The organism is Arthrobacter sp. P4_F11 (assembly GCF_056401395.1).
In genome coordinates this window covers 117,552-132,215 of sequence record NZ_JBFUJK010000001.1, presented here as the reverse complement: position 1 = coordinate 132,215, position 14,664 = coordinate 117,552, and the positions used below count along the sequence as shown (strand labels likewise).

15 protein-coding genes are annotated in these 14,664 nt (G+C 67.3%); all 15 read right to left on the bottom strand.

The features are described from left to right. Window positions 1-98 precede the first annotated feature (98 nt). Window positions 99-509 carry a transcription antitermination factor NusB gene (gene nusB / locus AC1DRO_RS00620; RefSeq protein ID WP_476949412.1) on the bottom strand — a complete coding sequence of 137 codons (411 nt, stop codon included), beginning with the start codon at window positions 507-509 and terminating at the stop codon, window positions 99-101. Continuing rightward, the gene (gene efp, locus AC1DRO_RS00615) at window positions 509-1,072 is read right to left on the bottom strand and encodes an elongation factor P (protein ID WP_018773146.1); all 564 of its coding nucleotides are present in this window, start codon (window positions 1,070-1,072) and stop codon (window positions 509-511) included. Before efp ends, nusB begins: the two co-directional genes overlap by 1 nt. 153 nt (window positions 1,073-1,225) lie before the next feature. After that, window positions 1,226-1,744, bottom strand: coding sequence for a tetratricopeptide repeat protein (locus AC1DRO_RS00610; RefSeq protein ID WP_476949411.1), 519 nt, complete (start codon window positions 1,742-1,744; stop codon window positions 1,226-1,228). After that, window positions 1,744-2,835, bottom strand: coding sequence for a 3-dehydroquinate synthase (gene aroB, locus AC1DRO_RS00605; RefSeq protein ID WP_079554549.1), 1,092 nt, complete (start codon window positions 2,833-2,835; stop codon window positions 1,744-1,746). Before aroB ends, AC1DRO_RS00610 begins: the two co-directional genes overlap by 1 nt. Then, window positions 2,835-3,389 carry a shikimate kinase gene (locus AC1DRO_RS00600; RefSeq protein WP_476949410.1) on the bottom strand — a complete coding sequence of 185 codons (555 nt, stop codon included), beginning with the start codon at window positions 3,387-3,389 and terminating at the stop codon, window positions 2,835-2,837. Before AC1DRO_RS00600 ends, aroB begins: the two co-directional genes overlap by 1 nt. Window positions 3,390-3,454: 65 nt before the next feature. Beyond that, window positions 3,455-4,654: a chorismate synthase gene (aroC, locus tag AC1DRO_RS00595; protein ID WP_028276469.1), complete on the bottom strand. Its 1,200-nt coding sequence runs from the start codon at window positions 4,652-4,654 to the stop codon at window positions 3,455-3,457. 26 nt (window positions 4,655-4,680) lie between these two features. Continuing rightward, the gene (locus AC1DRO_RS00590) at window positions 4,681-5,592 is read right to left on the bottom strand and encodes a shikimate dehydrogenase (RefSeq protein ID WP_476949409.1); all 912 of its coding nucleotides are present in this window, start codon (window positions 5,590-5,592) and stop codon (window positions 4,681-4,683) included. Then, on the bottom strand, window positions 5,589-7,397 hold the full coding sequence (gene mltG, locus AC1DRO_RS00585) for an endolytic transglycosylase MltG (RefSeq protein WP_476949408.1): 1,809 nt from the start codon (window positions 7,395-7,397) through the stop codon (window positions 5,589-5,591). Before mltG ends, AC1DRO_RS00590 begins: the two co-directional genes overlap by 4 nt. Next, window positions 7,394-7,978, bottom strand: coding sequence for a Holliday junction resolvase RuvX (gene ruvX, locus AC1DRO_RS00580; protein ID WP_476949407.1), 585 nt, complete (start codon window positions 7,976-7,978; stop codon window positions 7,394-7,396). Before ruvX ends, mltG begins: the two co-directional genes overlap by 4 nt. Window positions 7,979-7,988: 10 nt before the next feature. Next, window positions 7,989-10,667, bottom strand: a complete 2,679-nt coding sequence (alaS, locus tag AC1DRO_RS00575) for an alanine--tRNA ligase (protein WP_243177366.1) — start codon at window positions 10,665-10,667, stop codon at window positions 7,989-7,991. Between the two features lie 175 nt (window positions 10,668-10,842). After that, window positions 10,843-11,109 carry a DUF6167 family protein gene (locus tag AC1DRO_RS00570; RefSeq protein WP_253906754.1) on the bottom strand — a complete coding sequence of 89 codons (267 nt, stop codon included), beginning with the start codon at window positions 11,107-11,109 and terminating at the stop codon, window positions 10,843-10,845. Between the two features lie 20 nt (window positions 11,110-11,129). Further along, window positions 11,130-11,504, bottom strand: coding sequence for a DUF948 domain-containing protein (locus tag AC1DRO_RS00565; RefSeq protein WP_476949406.1), 375 nt, complete (start codon window positions 11,502-11,504; stop codon window positions 11,130-11,132). Between the two features lie 167 nt (window positions 11,505-11,671). After that, window positions 11,672-12,298 (bottom strand): 30S ribosomal protein S4, encoded by a 627-nt coding sequence (gene rpsD, locus AC1DRO_RS00560; protein ID WP_018773157.1) that lies wholly within the window; start codon window positions 12,296-12,298, stop codon window positions 11,672-11,674. 186 nt (window positions 12,299-12,484) lie between these two features. After that, on the bottom strand, window positions 12,485-12,883 hold the full coding sequence (locus AC1DRO_RS00555) for a cupin domain-containing protein (RefSeq protein WP_476949405.1): 399 nt from the start codon (window positions 12,881-12,883) through the stop codon (window positions 12,485-12,487). Window positions 12,884-13,125: 242 nt separating this feature from the next. Continuing rightward, complete coding sequence (locus AC1DRO_RS00550; RefSeq protein WP_476949404.1) at window positions 13,126-14,601, bottom strand: replication-associated recombination protein A; 1,476 nt, start codon at window positions 14,599-14,601, stop codon at window positions 13,126-13,128. Between the last annotated feature and the right edge of the window lie 63 nt (window positions 14,602-14,664).

Here is a 14,664-nt window from a genome sequence, read left to right as displayed (position 1 = left end):
CCGGGGAACCCAGTGGGGCAACCCAGCGTGGGCAACCGGGGCAAAGAAAGAACCCCGGCCAGGATGTCCTGGCCGGGGTACTTCGGGGCGCTGGGAGCTTACGCCAGCAGCGAGGGCTTGAGCTGCTGCAGCCGGCCCAGCAGGCCGTTGATGAACGACGGCGACTCGTCCGTGGAGAGCGTCTTGGCCAAGGCCACGGCCTCGCTGACCGCCACGCCGTCCGGGACGTCGTCGTTGTAGAGCAGTTCCCACGTGCCGATCCGCAGGATGATGCGGTCGACGGAGGGCATGCGCTCCAGGGACCAGCCCTGCGAATAGGTCTCCAGGAATTCGTCGATGGCCACCTGGTGCGAGACCACGCCTTCGACGATTTCGAGGGTGTAGGGGTTGACGATCTGGTCTGTCTGCTCGCGGCGGGACTTCAGCACGTCGAACGCGGAGGCTGAGCGCTGCTCGGCCTCAAAGAGCACATCGAGGGCCCGGTTCCGGGCCTTACCGCGCGCACTCACTAGTCGTTGACCCGGCCGAGGTAGCTGCCGTCGCGGGTGTCGACCTTGACCTTGGTGTTGTTCTCGACGAACAGCGGCACCTGGATCTCGTATCCGGTTTCGAGGGTGGCGGGCTTGGTGCCGGCCGAAGAGCGGTCGCCCTGCAGGCCCGGCTCGGTGTAGGTGATTTCGAGGACGACGCTCGGGGGCAGCTCGATGTAGAGCGGGTTGCCCTCGTGGATGGCGATGTTGACCATCTGGTTCTCGAGCATGAAGTTGGTGGCGTCGCCGACGGTGGCGGCGGAAACGGTGAGCTGGTCGAAGTCCGAGGTGTCCATGAAGACGAAGTCGGCGCCGTCCTGGTACAGGTACTGGTAGTCGCGGCGGTCCACCGTGGCGGTCTCAATCTTCAGTCCGGCGTTGAAGGTCTTGTCGACCACCTTGCCGGACATCACGTTGCGCATCTTGGTGCGCACGAACGCGCCACCCTTGCCGGGCTTGACGTGCTGGAACTCGATGATGTTCCAAAGCTGGCCCTCAAGCTTAAGGACGGTTCCGTTCTTGATGTCGTTAGTGGTTGCCACAGTATCCTCTTAGTTTCTCGATGGTTCCATTCGACCGGTGCTAGCGGTCGGACGCTTATGCCGGGCCGGCATGCCAAGTGGCCGCCAACGCGTGTTTGTCAAAAATCCAAGTTCTATTCTACCGGTTCCGGCGGACAGCTGGCTGACGCGGGCTCAGGACTGCTGTTCCAGCACGTCCCGGGCGCGCTGCAGCGCCACCGTGGAGGCGTAGATGAGGGCCGCGTCGGCGGACCCGGCCACGCGCAAATCCAGTGCCTTGGCGAAGGACTCTACGGCGCCGCCGACGTTCCCGCCGGCGAAGTAGGCCCTGCCGAGGTGCTGGCGGACCGCGGCCTCCTCCAGGGTGCCCTGGGTCTCGGCGAGGAGTTGGCGGAACACCTCCACCGCCCGGTCGAACCGGTTCGAGACCCGGAGCACGTCCGCCTCGAAGATCCGCAGCCGGAGCGAGCCGGGGTCCTTGTAGCGGGCCTCGGCGAGGAGCTCGGCAGCTTCGGCCGCATGCCCTTCTACGAGCCGGACCAGGATCAGATCCCCGGGGTCCGTCGAGGCCGCCAGCGCCTCGGCCATGACCTCGTCATTGACGATCTGGGGCATCAGGGACTGCGGGTTGATCCGGATCCCGGGAAATCCCGCGTCCGGCCACTCGCTCGTGCCGCCCTTGACCATGTGCATCAGGAGGCAATCTCCTGGTACGCGGCAAACAGCAGGGACGTGTCCGGGACATCGAGGATGCCGGGGCGGCCGACGCCGTCGAGCACCACGAACCGCAACAGGTCACCGCGGGATTTCTTGTCCCGGCGCATGCCGTCCAGGAGGGCCTGCCAGCGGTCGCGGCGGTACGTGATGGGAAGCCCGAGGCTTTCCAGGATGCTCCGGTGCCTGTCGGCGTCGGCGTCGCTGAGCCGGCCGACGCTGCGGGCGAGCTCGGCGGCGAACATCATGCCCACGGAGACGGCGGCGCCGTGCCGCCAGGAGTAGCGCTCGGCGAGTTCGATCGCGTGGCCCAGGGTGTGGCCGTAGTTCAGGATCTCGCGCTGACCGGTTTCCTTCAGGTCCTCGGACACCACCCGGGCCTTGACGCTGATGGCGCGTTCGATCAGTTCGCGCAGGATGTCCGAGCGCGGATCGGAAACCGCGGACGGGTCCTTCTCGATCAGGTCCAGGATGGCCGGGTCGGCGATGAAGCCGCACTTGATGACCTCGGCCATGCCGGAGATGATCTCGTTCTTCGGCAGCGTCTCCAGCGTGTCGAGGTCCGCGAGGACACCGGCCGGCGGGTGGAACGCGCCCACCAGGTTCTTGCCCTCGGCGGTGTTGATGCCGGTCTTGCCGCCGACCGAGGCGTCCACCATGCCCAGCAGGCTCGTGGGCATGTGGATGACCTTCACGCCGCGCAGCCAGGTCGCGGCGACAAAGCCGGCCAGGTCGGTGACGGCGCCGCCGCCGACGGCGACGATGGCATCGGAGCGGGTGAAGTCGTTCTGCCCCAGCACCTGCCAGCAGAACGAGGCGACCTCGATGTGTTTGCCCTCTTCGGCGTCGGGGATTTCTGCGGTCAGCGCGGTGAACCCGGCGGCGGCCAGCTCTTCCCGGACGGTGTCCCCGGTCAACCGCAGCGCACGGGGGTGGATGACCAGGACGCGCTTGACGCGCTCACCCAGCAGGCCCGGCAGGCTTGCCAGGAGGCCGCGGCCCACTACGACGTCGTAGTTCTCACCCGGCGTTTGTCCGGTGACTTTGATGACGGTTGATTCGGTACTCACTATTCAACTTCCTTTGTCGACGCCGGAGTGGGCACCGCCGCGGCCTTAGCCGCGGCGCGCTCCCCCAGCGCATCTTCCAGCCGGTGAGCCAGCTCCGGAACGCTGCCGCGCCGGACATCGAGGACGAGGTCGGCGAGCCGTTCGTAGACCGGCTGCCGGGTGGCGAACAAGGTCCGCCACCGGCCCATGGCGTCGCCGGCCAGGAGCGGCCGGCCCGAATTTCTGGCGATGCGTTCCGCCACAGTCTCGGCGTCGCATTCGAGGTAAACAACGGTACAGCGGCCCAGGAGCTGCTGGGTACCGGAATCAAGGACGGCCCCGCCGCCGAGCGAAATGACGGCGGTGCCGCCCTGTGCCTCTTCGATGGCCTGGGCCACGGCCCGGGCCTCCATTTCGCGGAAGGCGTGCTCGCCCCGGCTGGCGAAGATCTCGGCGATCGTCCCGTGCTGGGCCACCACCAGGGCGTCGGTGTCCATGAAGGCGCACCCCAAGTGCTCGGCGAGCTGCTGTCCGATCGCCGATTTGCCCACGGCCATCGGTCCGATCAGGACCACCGGGCCAACGCTATTTGCCGCGGGCGGCGCCGCAGCGGAGGGCCCGTCGGTTTTCCCGGCCGGCACTAGTGGCCGATCGAGTCCAGGGACGCCGGAATGCTGTCCAGGTAACCCTTGATGTTGCGCGCGGTCTCCTGCACGGAGTCACCGCCGAATTTTTCCGCAACCGCTTCGGCGATCACGAGGGCCACCATGGCCTCGGCCACCACACCGGCGGCCGGCACGGCACAGACGTCGGAGCGCTGGTGGTGGGCCTTGGCGGCCTCCCCGGTGCTGACGTCGACCGTCCTGAGCGCGCGGGGCACGGTGGCGATCGGTTTCATGGCGGCACGGACGCGCAGGACATCGCCAATGCTCATGCCGCCCTCGATCCCGCCTGCGCGGTTGGAGGTACGGATGATCTTGCCGTCCGCGTCCTTGACGATCTCGTCGTGGGCGGCGGAGCCGCGGCGCGCGGCGGTCAGGAAGCCGTCGCCTACTTCAACGCCCTTGATGGCCTGGATGCCCATGAGGGCCGCCGCCAGACGCGAGTCGAGGCGCCGGTCCCAGTGCACGTAGCTGCCGAGTCCCGGCGGGAGGCCGTAGGCAAGCACTTCGACGACGCCGCCGAGGGTTTCGCCTTCCTTGTGCGCGACGTCGACCTCGGCCACCATGGCGTCCGAGGTTTCGCGGTCGAAGCAGCGCAGCGGGTCGGCATCCAGGGCGAGCACGTTCCCCGGCACCGGCAGCGGCCGGCCCTCCGGCACGGCGACGCTGGCGATGGATACGGTGTGGGAGACGAGCTCGATGCCGAGCTGCTTGAGGAAGGCCGCGGCGACCGTGCCGAGCGCCACCCTCGTGGCCGTCTCGCGGGCGCTGGCGCGCTCCAGGACCGGGCGGGCCTCATCGAAGCCGTATTTCTGCATGCCGGTGAAGTCTGCGTGGCCGGGCCGCGGGCGCGTCAGCGGGGCGTTCCGGGCCTGGTCGGCCAGGATTTCGGGCTCCACGGGATCGGAGGACATGATCTGTTCCCACTTGGGCCATTCGGTGTTGCCGACCTGGATGGCGACGGGGCCGCCCTGGGTCAGGCCGTGGCGGACTCCGCCGAGGATCGTGACCACGTCCTGCTCGAATTTCATCCGGGCGCCGCGGCCATAGCCGAGCCGGCGGCGGGCCAGCGCCTCGCTGATGTGGGCGCTGGTGAGTTCCACACCGGCGGGCACGCCTTCAATTATTCCGACCAGTGCCGGGCCATGGGATTCTCCGGCAGTCAACCAACGCAACATACATTCCATCCTGCCATGTCGGGCGGTTAGAACACCCGTCGGGGCGCCCCGACTGCGTCACACATCACATCTGTGACACCGGCAGGGAGGGCCTCGCCCAGCCCGGTGAAGTGCCGTACCTGCTCCACGGCCTGGTAGATCAGCATTTCCAGTCCGGGGACCACCGTCCCGCCGGCGTCTTGCCAGACCGCGGCGATCCGGCTGGGCCATGGATCATAGGCGACGTCGAGGAGGACGCCAGGGCTGCCATGCGGAGGCAGTTCTCCTGGCCGTTTCGCCGCCAGCTCTTCGGCCAGTTCCCCGGCCAGTGCGTCTGCAGCGCGGGGCGGCAGCGTGGAGATGACGACGTCGGCCGCGGCGACGGCGGCTGCCGCCCCGGCGAGGGGAAGCACCCGGATGGGGACGCCTACGGCGGCGGAGGCCGCGCGGGCCTCTGCCGCACGGCTGACATCGCGGACGAACACGTCGGCGGACACCGCCCCCAGTTCCTTGAGCGCCGCGATGGCTGCTGCCGCGGTCCCGCCCCCGCCGAGGATCACGGCGGTGGGCGCCGCGGCTGCCCCCGCGTGCCGGAGCGCGTTGACGATCCCGGTGACGTCGGTGTTGTACGCGACCAATCGCGTGTGGCCAGCACTGCCGCCGTCGGATTCGAACGCAACCGTGTTGACGACCCCGAGTACGCGCCCGATGCCCCGGACGTCGTCCACTTCCGCCACCATGGCCGATTTGAGCGGCATGGTGACCGACAGGCCGCGCCAGGAACCGTCAGCGCGCGCCTCGTCCCTGACCTGCCGCATGAAATCGGGCAGGGCGGCCTCGGTCACGTCAATGGCGGAGTAGGCGATATCCACGCCCAGGTGGGCGTACGCGGCCCGGTGCAGCGCGGGCGACTTCGAATGGCTGATGGGATGCCCGAGGACGGCCGCCCGCAGCGTCATACGCAGCGTCCCGGGTTGGCCTCGCACCAGGCGTTGTACTGCGCCACGTAGCCGTTGTGTTCCGCCAGCGTCTTGGAGAACTTGGTCTCCTTGGTGTCCAGGTTGATGGTGACCCAGTAGAGGAAGCTGTTGGACTTGGGCTTGGCGGCGGCGTCAATGGCCGTCTTGCCGGGGGAACCGATGGGTCCGGCGGGCAGCCCCTGGTTGGCGTAGGTGTTGTAAGGGTTCGACTTGTCAGCCTTCTGGGCCTCGTCGATGTGGAAGCTGCGGATGCCCAGGCCGTAGGTGACGGTGGCATCGGACTGGATGAGCCCGTTGGTCTCGGTGTTGTTGGGCTTGAGGCGGTTGTAGATGGCGCCGGCGACGTCACCATATTCGGCCTGGCCGCCTTCGGCCTGGACGATGCTGGCCACCGTCACGACGTCGTACTGTTTCGCGGGATCGGTAACGCCCTGGGCCTTGAGTTCATCCTGGGTACTGCCGACGAGCTTCTGCAAAATGTCCTTGGCGGAGGAACCCAAGGGGAAGCGGTACTCCCCCGGCGCCAGGTAGCCCTCGAGGTTCTTGGCTTTGGCCGGGACGCCAAACTGCGCGGGCGCATCGCTGAGCGCTTTCAGGTCCTGAACAGGAATCCCGGTGCCCTCGGAAATCGCCTGCAGGGATTCGCCGATCCGCAGCCCGGCGCTGAGCGCAAAGTACATGACCTTGCTCTGGCCCTTGTTGAGCAGGACATCCACGGCATCGGAGTTCTTCATTTCCTGGCGCATCGAGAACGTGCCGGGGTTCAGGGCACCGCCGGAGGCGGTGAACTCCTTGAGGAAGGTGTCCGCGTTGGCGACGACCTTTTTCGACTGAAGTTCGGTGGCCACGGACCGCGTTCCGGTGCCGGGTTCGATCGTGATGGTGACCTCACCGGTTCCGGGGCCGGGGTAGTCGGCCATGGTGTCCCCGCCGAGGAGGGGCTTGAGGAACTGTGCGCCGACGGCGATTGCGACGACGAAGACCGTCAGGGTCAGCACCAGGGCCAGGAAGCGGCGCCGGCGGCGGACCTTCCTGGACGGTCCCTTGTCGTAGCGGGCCGCTCCGGCCATCAGCTCCTCGCCCGGGTCGCCGTGGTATTCGGCTTCCGGGTGCGGCTGCGGCTGTGCCTGGGGGTCACCGGAGTTGTCGTAGAGATGGTGGGCCTCGTCGTGGGGGTGCGGAGCGTAGCCATCGTGGACGCCGGCGTCATGGGCAGCCGCATCGTGGCTGGATCCGTAGCCGAGCCCGCCCGCTGACGCATAGACGACGTCCTCGTGGCCGGCGTCTTCGCGGACGGGCTCGTCGCGGGAAGGTACTTCGTGGACAGGTACATCGCGGACAGGGATCAGCTGCGTGAAGTCTTCTTGCACGGGCTCTTCACGCACAAGCTCTTCATGCACCGGCTCTTCGCGCACCGGCTCTTCGCGCACGGGCTCTTCGTGCACGGCTTCTTCATGCACCGGCTCGTCGCGCGCGGGCTCTTCACGCACGGGCTCTTCCCGAGCAGCTTCTTCGTGCACGGGCTCTTCCCGAACGGCTTCTTCGTGCACGGTCGGTGCCGCGTCGGGAAGTTCCGGTGCGGACCGCGGCAGTTCGCTGTCCTGTGCCGGTGCCGTTGCCGGCGTGGGGACGTCCGGTCCCGTCTCAAAAGCCTGCGGCGGGATCACGTTGTGGCCCTGGGTGGCCAGGAGCTTTTCCCGGGCCCGGATTTCTTTGCGCGTCAGCGGTCGGCCGGTGCCACCAAGGGCGTCACCGGAGGAGTCATCACTGTTGACCGGGCTCACTGTAGCCTTCCATGTTCTGAAGAGTGCGTCTGTACTGCCGGGCCGGTCTGTGCGCCGCCTCCGGTCGGCCCCGGCGCAGACTCCGCGTACACGCGGTTTCCGACCTCCGTTCCCCTGGCCTTTTGCATATCAATCGCATGTTGCAGAATACCTGCCGCCGCAACCTGATCAACAACTGTACGGTGATTCCTGCTGCTCATGCCAGCTTCGTGCAGGTTGCGGTGGGCGCTCACGGTGCTGAGCCGCTCGTCAACCAGGCGCACGGGCACCTCGGATCCGGCGTCCTGCAGGGCCAGTACCAGCAGCTGTGCGTACTCGGTCGCCATCCTGGCGGAGGCGTGCTCTTCGCCCTTCATGGTGCGCGGCAGCCCCACGAAAATCTCCACGGCGCCCAGCTCCGCGGCCAGGGCGGCCAGGATTCGCACGTCGGTGTTCTTTTTCACGTTCCGAGCCAGCGTGCGCAGCGGCGTCGCCAGGATTCCGTCGGGGTCGCAGACGGCCACCCCCACACGGACGGTGCCGACGTCCACCCCGAGCTTCACGCCCCGGGGATAGACGCCGGCCACAGTAGCTTCAGACACGTGGGATCCGCTATCGCCTGGTAATGGCGTCCACGACGGCGCCGAGCGCAGCACCGACCTTGGCGGCGTCGGTCCCGCCGCCCTGGGCGACGTCGTCCTTGCCGCCACCGCCGCCGCCGAGGATGCCTGCGGCGAGGCGCACCAGGGCACCGGCCTTGACTCCGGCCGCGCGGGCGGCTTCGTTGGTGGCAATCAGGATCACGGGACGGTCGTTGCTGACACCGGCCACCGCGACGGCGGCGGGCTCGGACCCGAGACGCGTCCGCAGGTCCAGGGCCAGGCCGCGCAGGTCGTCCGCGCCGCTGACCTGGCCGGCGTCGTGCGCGATGACCTTGACGCCGGCGGCATCCTGGGCGGTGCCGACCAGCTGGGCTGCGGCGGCGGTGAGCTGCTCCTTGCGCAGCCGCTCGAGTTCCTTCTCGGCCGTCTTGAGCTTGGTCAGGGTGCTGGAAATCCGGTCCGCGAGCAGCCCGGACGGAACCTTGAGCATTTCCGTGAGCTCGGTGACAAGCGCCCGCTCCGCGGCCAGGTGCCGGAACGCGTCCATGCCCACGAAGGCTTCGACACGGCGGTTTCCTGAGCCGACCGACTGTTCGCCGAGCAGGGACAGGCTGCCGATCAGCGAGGTGTTCCCGACGTGGGTGCCGCCGCAGAGTTCCCGGGACCAGGCGCCGTCGATTTCCACGACGCGGACCTCGTTGCCGTAGTTCTCGCCGAACAGTGCCATGGCGCCGAGCGCCTTGGCCTCGGCGAGCCCCATGATCTTGGTCTCCACCCGGAAGTTGTTGCGGATGGCGATGTTGGAGACTTCCTCGATCTCGGACCGGGTGGCGGCGCTCAGGCCCTCACCCCAGGCGAAGTCGAAGCGCAAGTAGCCGGCCTTGTTGAAGGAGCCGCGCTGCAGGGCTTCCGGGCCGAGGATCTGGTGCAGGGCAGCGTGCACAATGTGCGTGCCGGTGTGGGCCTGCTCCGCAGCGTGGCGGCGTTCCCGGTCCACGGCAGCCTGAACCAGCGAGTCGGCACCGATTTCGCCTTCGCGGACGATTGCCTTGTGGACGCTGAGGCCCTTGACGGGGCGCTGGACATCCAGGACCTCGACGACGAATCCGTCGCCGGTGATCAGCCCGGTGTCGGCAGCCTGGCCGCCGGCTTCGGCGTAGAACGGCGTCTCGGCCAGGACCAGTTCGATTTCATCGCCGGTGGAGGCCTGGGCGACCTTCCGGCCGCCGGAGAGGATGCCGCGGACCTTGGACTCGCCCTGAAGCTCGGTGTAGCCGGTGAAGACTGTCTCGCCGGCGGACAGCAGCTCCTGGAACGCGCTGAGGTCAGCGTGCGACCCCTTCTTGCCCTTGGCGTCGGCCTGGGCGCGCTGGCGCTGCTCGAGCATGAGCTTGCGGAACTCGGGCTCGTCGACTTTCAGCCCGGCCTCTTCGGCCATTTCCAGGGTCAGGTCGATCGGGAAGCCGTAGGTGTCATGCAGGGCAAAGGCGTCGGCGCCGGAGAGCGGCTGGTTGGCGGCCTTGGATTCCTTGACGGCGTCCTCGAGGCGGGCGGTGCCGGAGGCGATGGTGCGCAGGAACGCCTTCTCTTCGGCGTAGGCAATCCGGCTGATGCGTTCGAAGTCGGTCTCGACGATCGGGTAGACACCCTTCATGGCGTCCCGCGATGCGGGCAGCAGTTCCGGCAGGCAGGCCTTTTCGACGCCGAGCAGGCGCATGGAGCGGACGGCCCGGCGGATCAGGCGGCGCAGCACGTAGCCGCGGCCCTCGTTGGAGGGGGTCACGCCGTCGGCGATCAGCATGAGGGCCGAGCGGATGTGGTCGGCAACGACGCGCATGCGGACGTCGTCCGTGTGGTGCGGGTCCTCGGCGGACTCCGCGGAGGTGTACTCCCGGCCGGAAAGGGCCGCGGCCCGGTCGATCACGGGGCGGACCTGGTCCGTCTCGTACATGTTCTCGACGTCCTGGAGGATCATCGCGAGGCGCTCCATGCCCAGGCCCGTGTCGATGTTCTTCTTGGGCAGCTCTCCGGTGATGTCGAAATCCACCTTCGAGCGGACGTTGTCGATCTGGTACTGCATGAACACGAGGTTCCAGATCTCGACGTAGCGGTTTTCATCGGCGATGGGGCCGCCCTCGACGCCGTAGGACGGGCCGCGGTCGTAGTAGATCTCCGAGCAGGGACCGGCGGGGCCGGGCTGGCCGGTGGACCAGTAGTTGTCGGACTTGCCCATGCGCTGGATCCGCTCGGCCGGCATGCCGGTGTTCTTCAGCCACAGCTGCTCGGCCTCGTCGTCCTCTTCATAGACGGTGACCCAGAGCCGCTCCGGCGGCAGTCCGTACCCGCCGTCGTCCACGCTGGTGGTCAGGAGCTCCCACGCGAACTTGATGGCGTCTTCCTTGAAGTAGTCGCCAAAGGAGAAGTTGCCGCACATCTGGAAGAACGTGCCGTGGCGGGCGGTTTTGCCCACTTCCTCGATGTCACCGGTCCGGATGCACTTCTGCACACTGGTGGCCCGCTGGTAGGGGGCCTCCTCACGGGCGGTCAGGTACGGGATGAACGGGACCATGCCGGCCACCGTAAACAGCAGGGACGGGTCGCTGGAGACCAGGGAGGCGGAGGGCACAGCGGTGTGCCCCTTACTGACAAAAAAGTCGATCCAGCGCTTGGTGATCTCCTGCGACTTCATGAGCTGTTTTCTTACCCTTCAATATTCACTGCGTTAGGTGGCCCGCGTCTGTGCTGCGCGGGACAAGCTGAGGACCGGCACTGATCCGGGCCCGTCAATCTGGTGCCCGACACCGGGGCGTCGGCACGCCGTCGCCCCCCGGTGACGGGCACCTTGCTTACTAATTCTCTCCCGGCTAGCGCCGGACCGCATCCCGGCGGGCGACAGTGCCGCCAGCAGCGAGGTCCGTTGCCGTCTCGATCCCGAGGGCCGTACGGAGTTCTGACTCCCGCTCGCCCATGCCATCGCGGACGGCATCGGCGAAGTCGAGCAGGCCGTCCGTCAGCCGTCCCACGGCCCGGTTCAGGCCCTCGGGGCCGAGGGCGGACTGCGCTTCGGTGACTTTGCGGAAGGCGATAACGCCGATCGCGACGCCGATTCCCATCCAGATAATTCTGTTCATGTCAGGTGCTCCTGGAGGATTTAGCGGCTACGGCGGCCGGTGGCGGGCTTTTTGCTGGTGCTGAAGGCAGAGCGCACGCCATAGCTGAAGGCTGCGACCTTGATCAGCGGCGAGCCCACGGTGGCTGCCATGAGCGAGGACAGCGCCGAGATGTTGGCGGAGGCGTCCGAGACGTTGGAGGAAATGCCGTCAACCTTCTTCAGCTGCTCGTTGGTGGTGGTCACCGTGGCGGTGACCTCGTCCATGAGCGGGGTGGCGCCGTCGCTGATGGAGCGGATGGTGGTCCGCATTTCGTCGAACACTCCCCCAAGTTTCAGGATGGGCACGGCGAGCAGCAGGACCAGCAGTGCAAACACTCCAGCCGCGATCAGGCCGGCAATATCGCCACCAGACATAGACACTCATCTCCTTGAAGTGCAGGGGATACCTGCTTGTTGCGTCGGGTTCCGACGGTTTCAACCGTTGGGCAGAACCGGCTCCCGGGGAACTCCCCCAAGTACCTTACATACAAAGAAGCCCGCGGCGCTTGCCACGGGCTTCTTTGTAGGTGATGCCTTTTGAATTAGCGTGCGTAGAATTCCACGACGAGCTGCTCTTCGCAGGTCACGGGGATCTCGGAACGCTTGGGGCGGCGCACCAGGCGGGCCTGCAGGGCGTCAAGCTTGACGTCCAGGTAGGCCGGAACGATCGGCAGGACGTCGCGGTGAGCGCCGGCTGCTGCAACCTGGAACGGAGGCATGGTCTCGCTGCGGCTGTGAACGTGGACCAGCTGGCCCTCGCCGACGCGGAAAGACGGGCGGTCAACGCGGATGCCGTCAACGAGGATGTGGCGGTGCACAACCAGCTGGCGGGCCTGGGCGATGGTGCGGGCGAAGCCGGCACGCAGCACGAGGGCGTCGAGACGCATTTCGAGCAGTTCGATCAGGTTTTCACCGGTCAGGCCCTTGGTGCGGCGTGCTTCTTCGAAGGCACGGGTCATCTGGGCTTCGCGGATGCCGTACTGGGCGCGCAGACGCTGCTTTTCGCGCAGACGTACGGCGTAGTCGGAGTCCTGCTTCTTGCGGGCACGGCCATGCTCACCGGGGCCGTACGGGCGGCGCTCCATGTACTTGGCGGCCTTGGGGGTCAGAGCGATGCCGAGTGCACGCGAAAGGCGTGCGGTACGGCGAGCACGAGTGTTGTTAGCCACTTGTGTCCTTCCAATATCTGCGGTGTGTCAGTGTTACTGGCCTCCACGATGGAGAGCATCGGCCAACCGCTGCCTTTTGCTACTGGGCACAGGGCAACCCTCATCGAACCGAAGTTTCCATGGATTGTGCGTCCGTGCCTTGCCAGACAACGGTCCAGCCTACCAGATCCGGCCGGCGGACCGAAGTCAGATTCTGGCGTGCGCTCCCCGGACACCGCTGCGCCCGAAGGACGCCGCGCCCAGGAATTCCACGGCCACGAACGGTTTCGAGCCCACCACCCATTCGTCGTGTCCCGGCGGAATCGCGTAGGTGTCGTTGGCGTGGATCGTGGAGCGCAGCCCTTCGGCCGTTTCGACTTCCATTTCACCGGAGATGCAGAAGCCGAGATGGTGGTGCAGGCAGACGTCGGTCCGCTCGTAGGGTCTGGTGTTCTCCGACCACCGCCAGCCCGGTCCCAGGATCAGCCGGGCCACCGAGTAGTCGTTCACTGTGCAGAGGTCGAATTCGGCCTTGTCCGGGCACCGTTTCTTGTCCGGCACATCGAAGGACTTCACTGCCATGGCTGTCACGAAGTTAATACTCATGGGGCACCTGCTGGGGACGGGGCGGGAACGCTCGCGGTGGATGACCTGGGATGGAGCGAAGCCGGCTGCCGTTCCGGGCTCCGGGTAGCGGGAGCCGGCATGTGACCGCGCTGTCCCCTGCGCCGCACGGACGGTCAGCAGATCCATGCTGCCGTAATTCCACGTTAGACCTCTTGGCCCCTATGTCAACGGCGGATTCCGGCGCAACGGACCGCTGTCGACCAGCCGCAGGTCATGGGCGTTCACTTGCCGCGGATGATCTTCCGAAGCCGCTCGAGCCGGGTGGCGATGTCGCGTTCGGCCCCGTTGCCGGTGGGTTCGTAGTAGTTGCGGCCGACGAGGTCGTCCGGCGGGTACTGCTGGGTGGCAACGGCATGCGGGGCATCGTGGGCGTATTTGTAGCCTTTGCCGTGACCCAGCTGTTTCGAGCCCGGGTAGTGGGCATCGCGCAGGTGGGCCGGGATGCCGTTCCCGAGCCCGGCGCGGACGTCGGCGATCGCCTGGTTGATCCCCATGTACGCGGCGTTGGACTTCGGCGCAGTGGCCAGATGCACCACGGCCTCGGCGAGGATGATGCGGCCTTCCGGCATGCCGATCATCTGTACGGCCTGGGCAGCCGCGACGGCGGTCTGCAGCGCCGTCGGGTCCGCCATGCCGACGTCCTCGGCCGCCGAGATCACGATCCGGCGGGCAACGAACCGGGGGTCCTCGCCCGCCTCCAGCATCCGGGCAAGGTAGTGCAGCGCCGCGTCGACGTCGGAACCCCGGATCGACTTGATGAACGCGCTGGCGACGTCGTAATGCTGGTCCCCGGCCCGGTCGTAGCGGACTGAGGCGACGTCCAGGGCGCGCTCCGTGTGCTTGAGCTCGATCTTCACCGGGGCCGTCTCGGGCGCCCCGCTGGCTGTGCCGGCTACGACTGCGTCAGTGTCGTCCGCGTCCCCGAACGCGACACCGGCCGCCGCCTCAAGCGCGGTCAGCGCGCGGCGGGCGTCCCCGCCGGAGAGCCGGACGAGGTGTGCCAGGGCATCGTCGCTGAGTTCCGCTTTGCCGCCGAGCCCGCGGTCATCCGTTGCGGCCCGCAGGAGAAGGCCCTCGACATCGGCGTCGGTGAGCGGTTTGAGCGTCAACAGCAGGGAGCGCGATAGCAGCGGGGAAACGACGGAGAAGGAGGGGTTTTCGGTGGTCGCGGCGACCAGGACCACCCAGCGGTTCTCGACGCCGGGCAACAGGGCGTCCTGCTGGGCCTTGTTGAAGCGGTGGATCTCATCCAGGAACAGCACAGTGGTGGTTTTGAACAGGTCACGGGCGGTGAGGGCTTCGTCCATGACACGGCGGACGTCCTTGACGCCGGCGGTGATGGCGGAGAGCTCGACGAACTTCCGCCCTGGGCCCTTGGCGATGACGTGCGCGAGCGTGGTTTTGCCGGTACCCGGAGGGCCCCAGAGGATCAGTGAACTGGGACCCGCGGGGCCGGTGGCGTCCGTGCCGGCGGCGAGCTGGCGCAGCGGCGAGCCTTGGCCGAGGAGGTGCTGCTGGCCCACCACGTCATCAAGTGTCCGAGGCCGCATCCGGACGGCGAGCGGGCTGCGCGGGGAGACCCGGCGGCTCTCGCCGGTCTGGCCAGCGTCGCCGGAATCGTCGGCGGCACCGTCCGCTGCGCCGAAGTCGTCGCTTCCGTCGGCGTTGTCCCGCCCTGCACCAAAGAGATCATCCACATAGATAGGCTACTTGTAGTTCCTGACGCCTTCTCACCCTCATCCCAGCAACGGAGTACCTGC

Excerpts from the sequence above, each read along its gene's own strand:
- AC1DRO_RS00610 (WP_476949411.1), bottom strand. The coding sequence starts at position 1,744 with ATGCACATGGTCAAGGGCGGCACGAGCGAGTGGCCGGACGCGGGATTT.
- aroC (WP_028276469.1), bottom strand. The coding sequence starts at position 4,654 with ATGTTGCGTTGGTTGACTGCCGGAGAATCCCATGGCCCGGCACTGGTC.
- AC1DRO_RS00590 (WP_476949409.1), bottom strand. The coding sequence starts at position 5,592 with ATGACGCTGCGGGCGGCCGTCCTCGGGCATCCCATCAGCCATTCGAAG.
- alaS (WP_243177366.1), bottom strand. The coding sequence starts at position 10,667 with ATGAAGTCGCAGGAGATCACCAAGCGCTGGATCGACTTTTTTGTCAGT.
- AC1DRO_RS00570 (WP_253906754.1), bottom strand. The coding sequence starts at position 11,109 with ATGAACAGAATTATCTGGATGGGAATCGGCGTCGCGATCGGCGTTATC.
- AC1DRO_RS00565 (WP_476949406.1), bottom strand. The coding sequence starts at position 11,504 with ATGTCTGGTGGCGATATTGCCGGCCTGATCGCGGCTGGAGTGTTTGCA.
- AC1DRO_RS00555 (WP_476949405.1), bottom strand. The coding sequence starts at position 12,883 with ATGAGTATTAACTTCGTGACAGCCATGGCAGTGAAGTCCTTCGATGTG.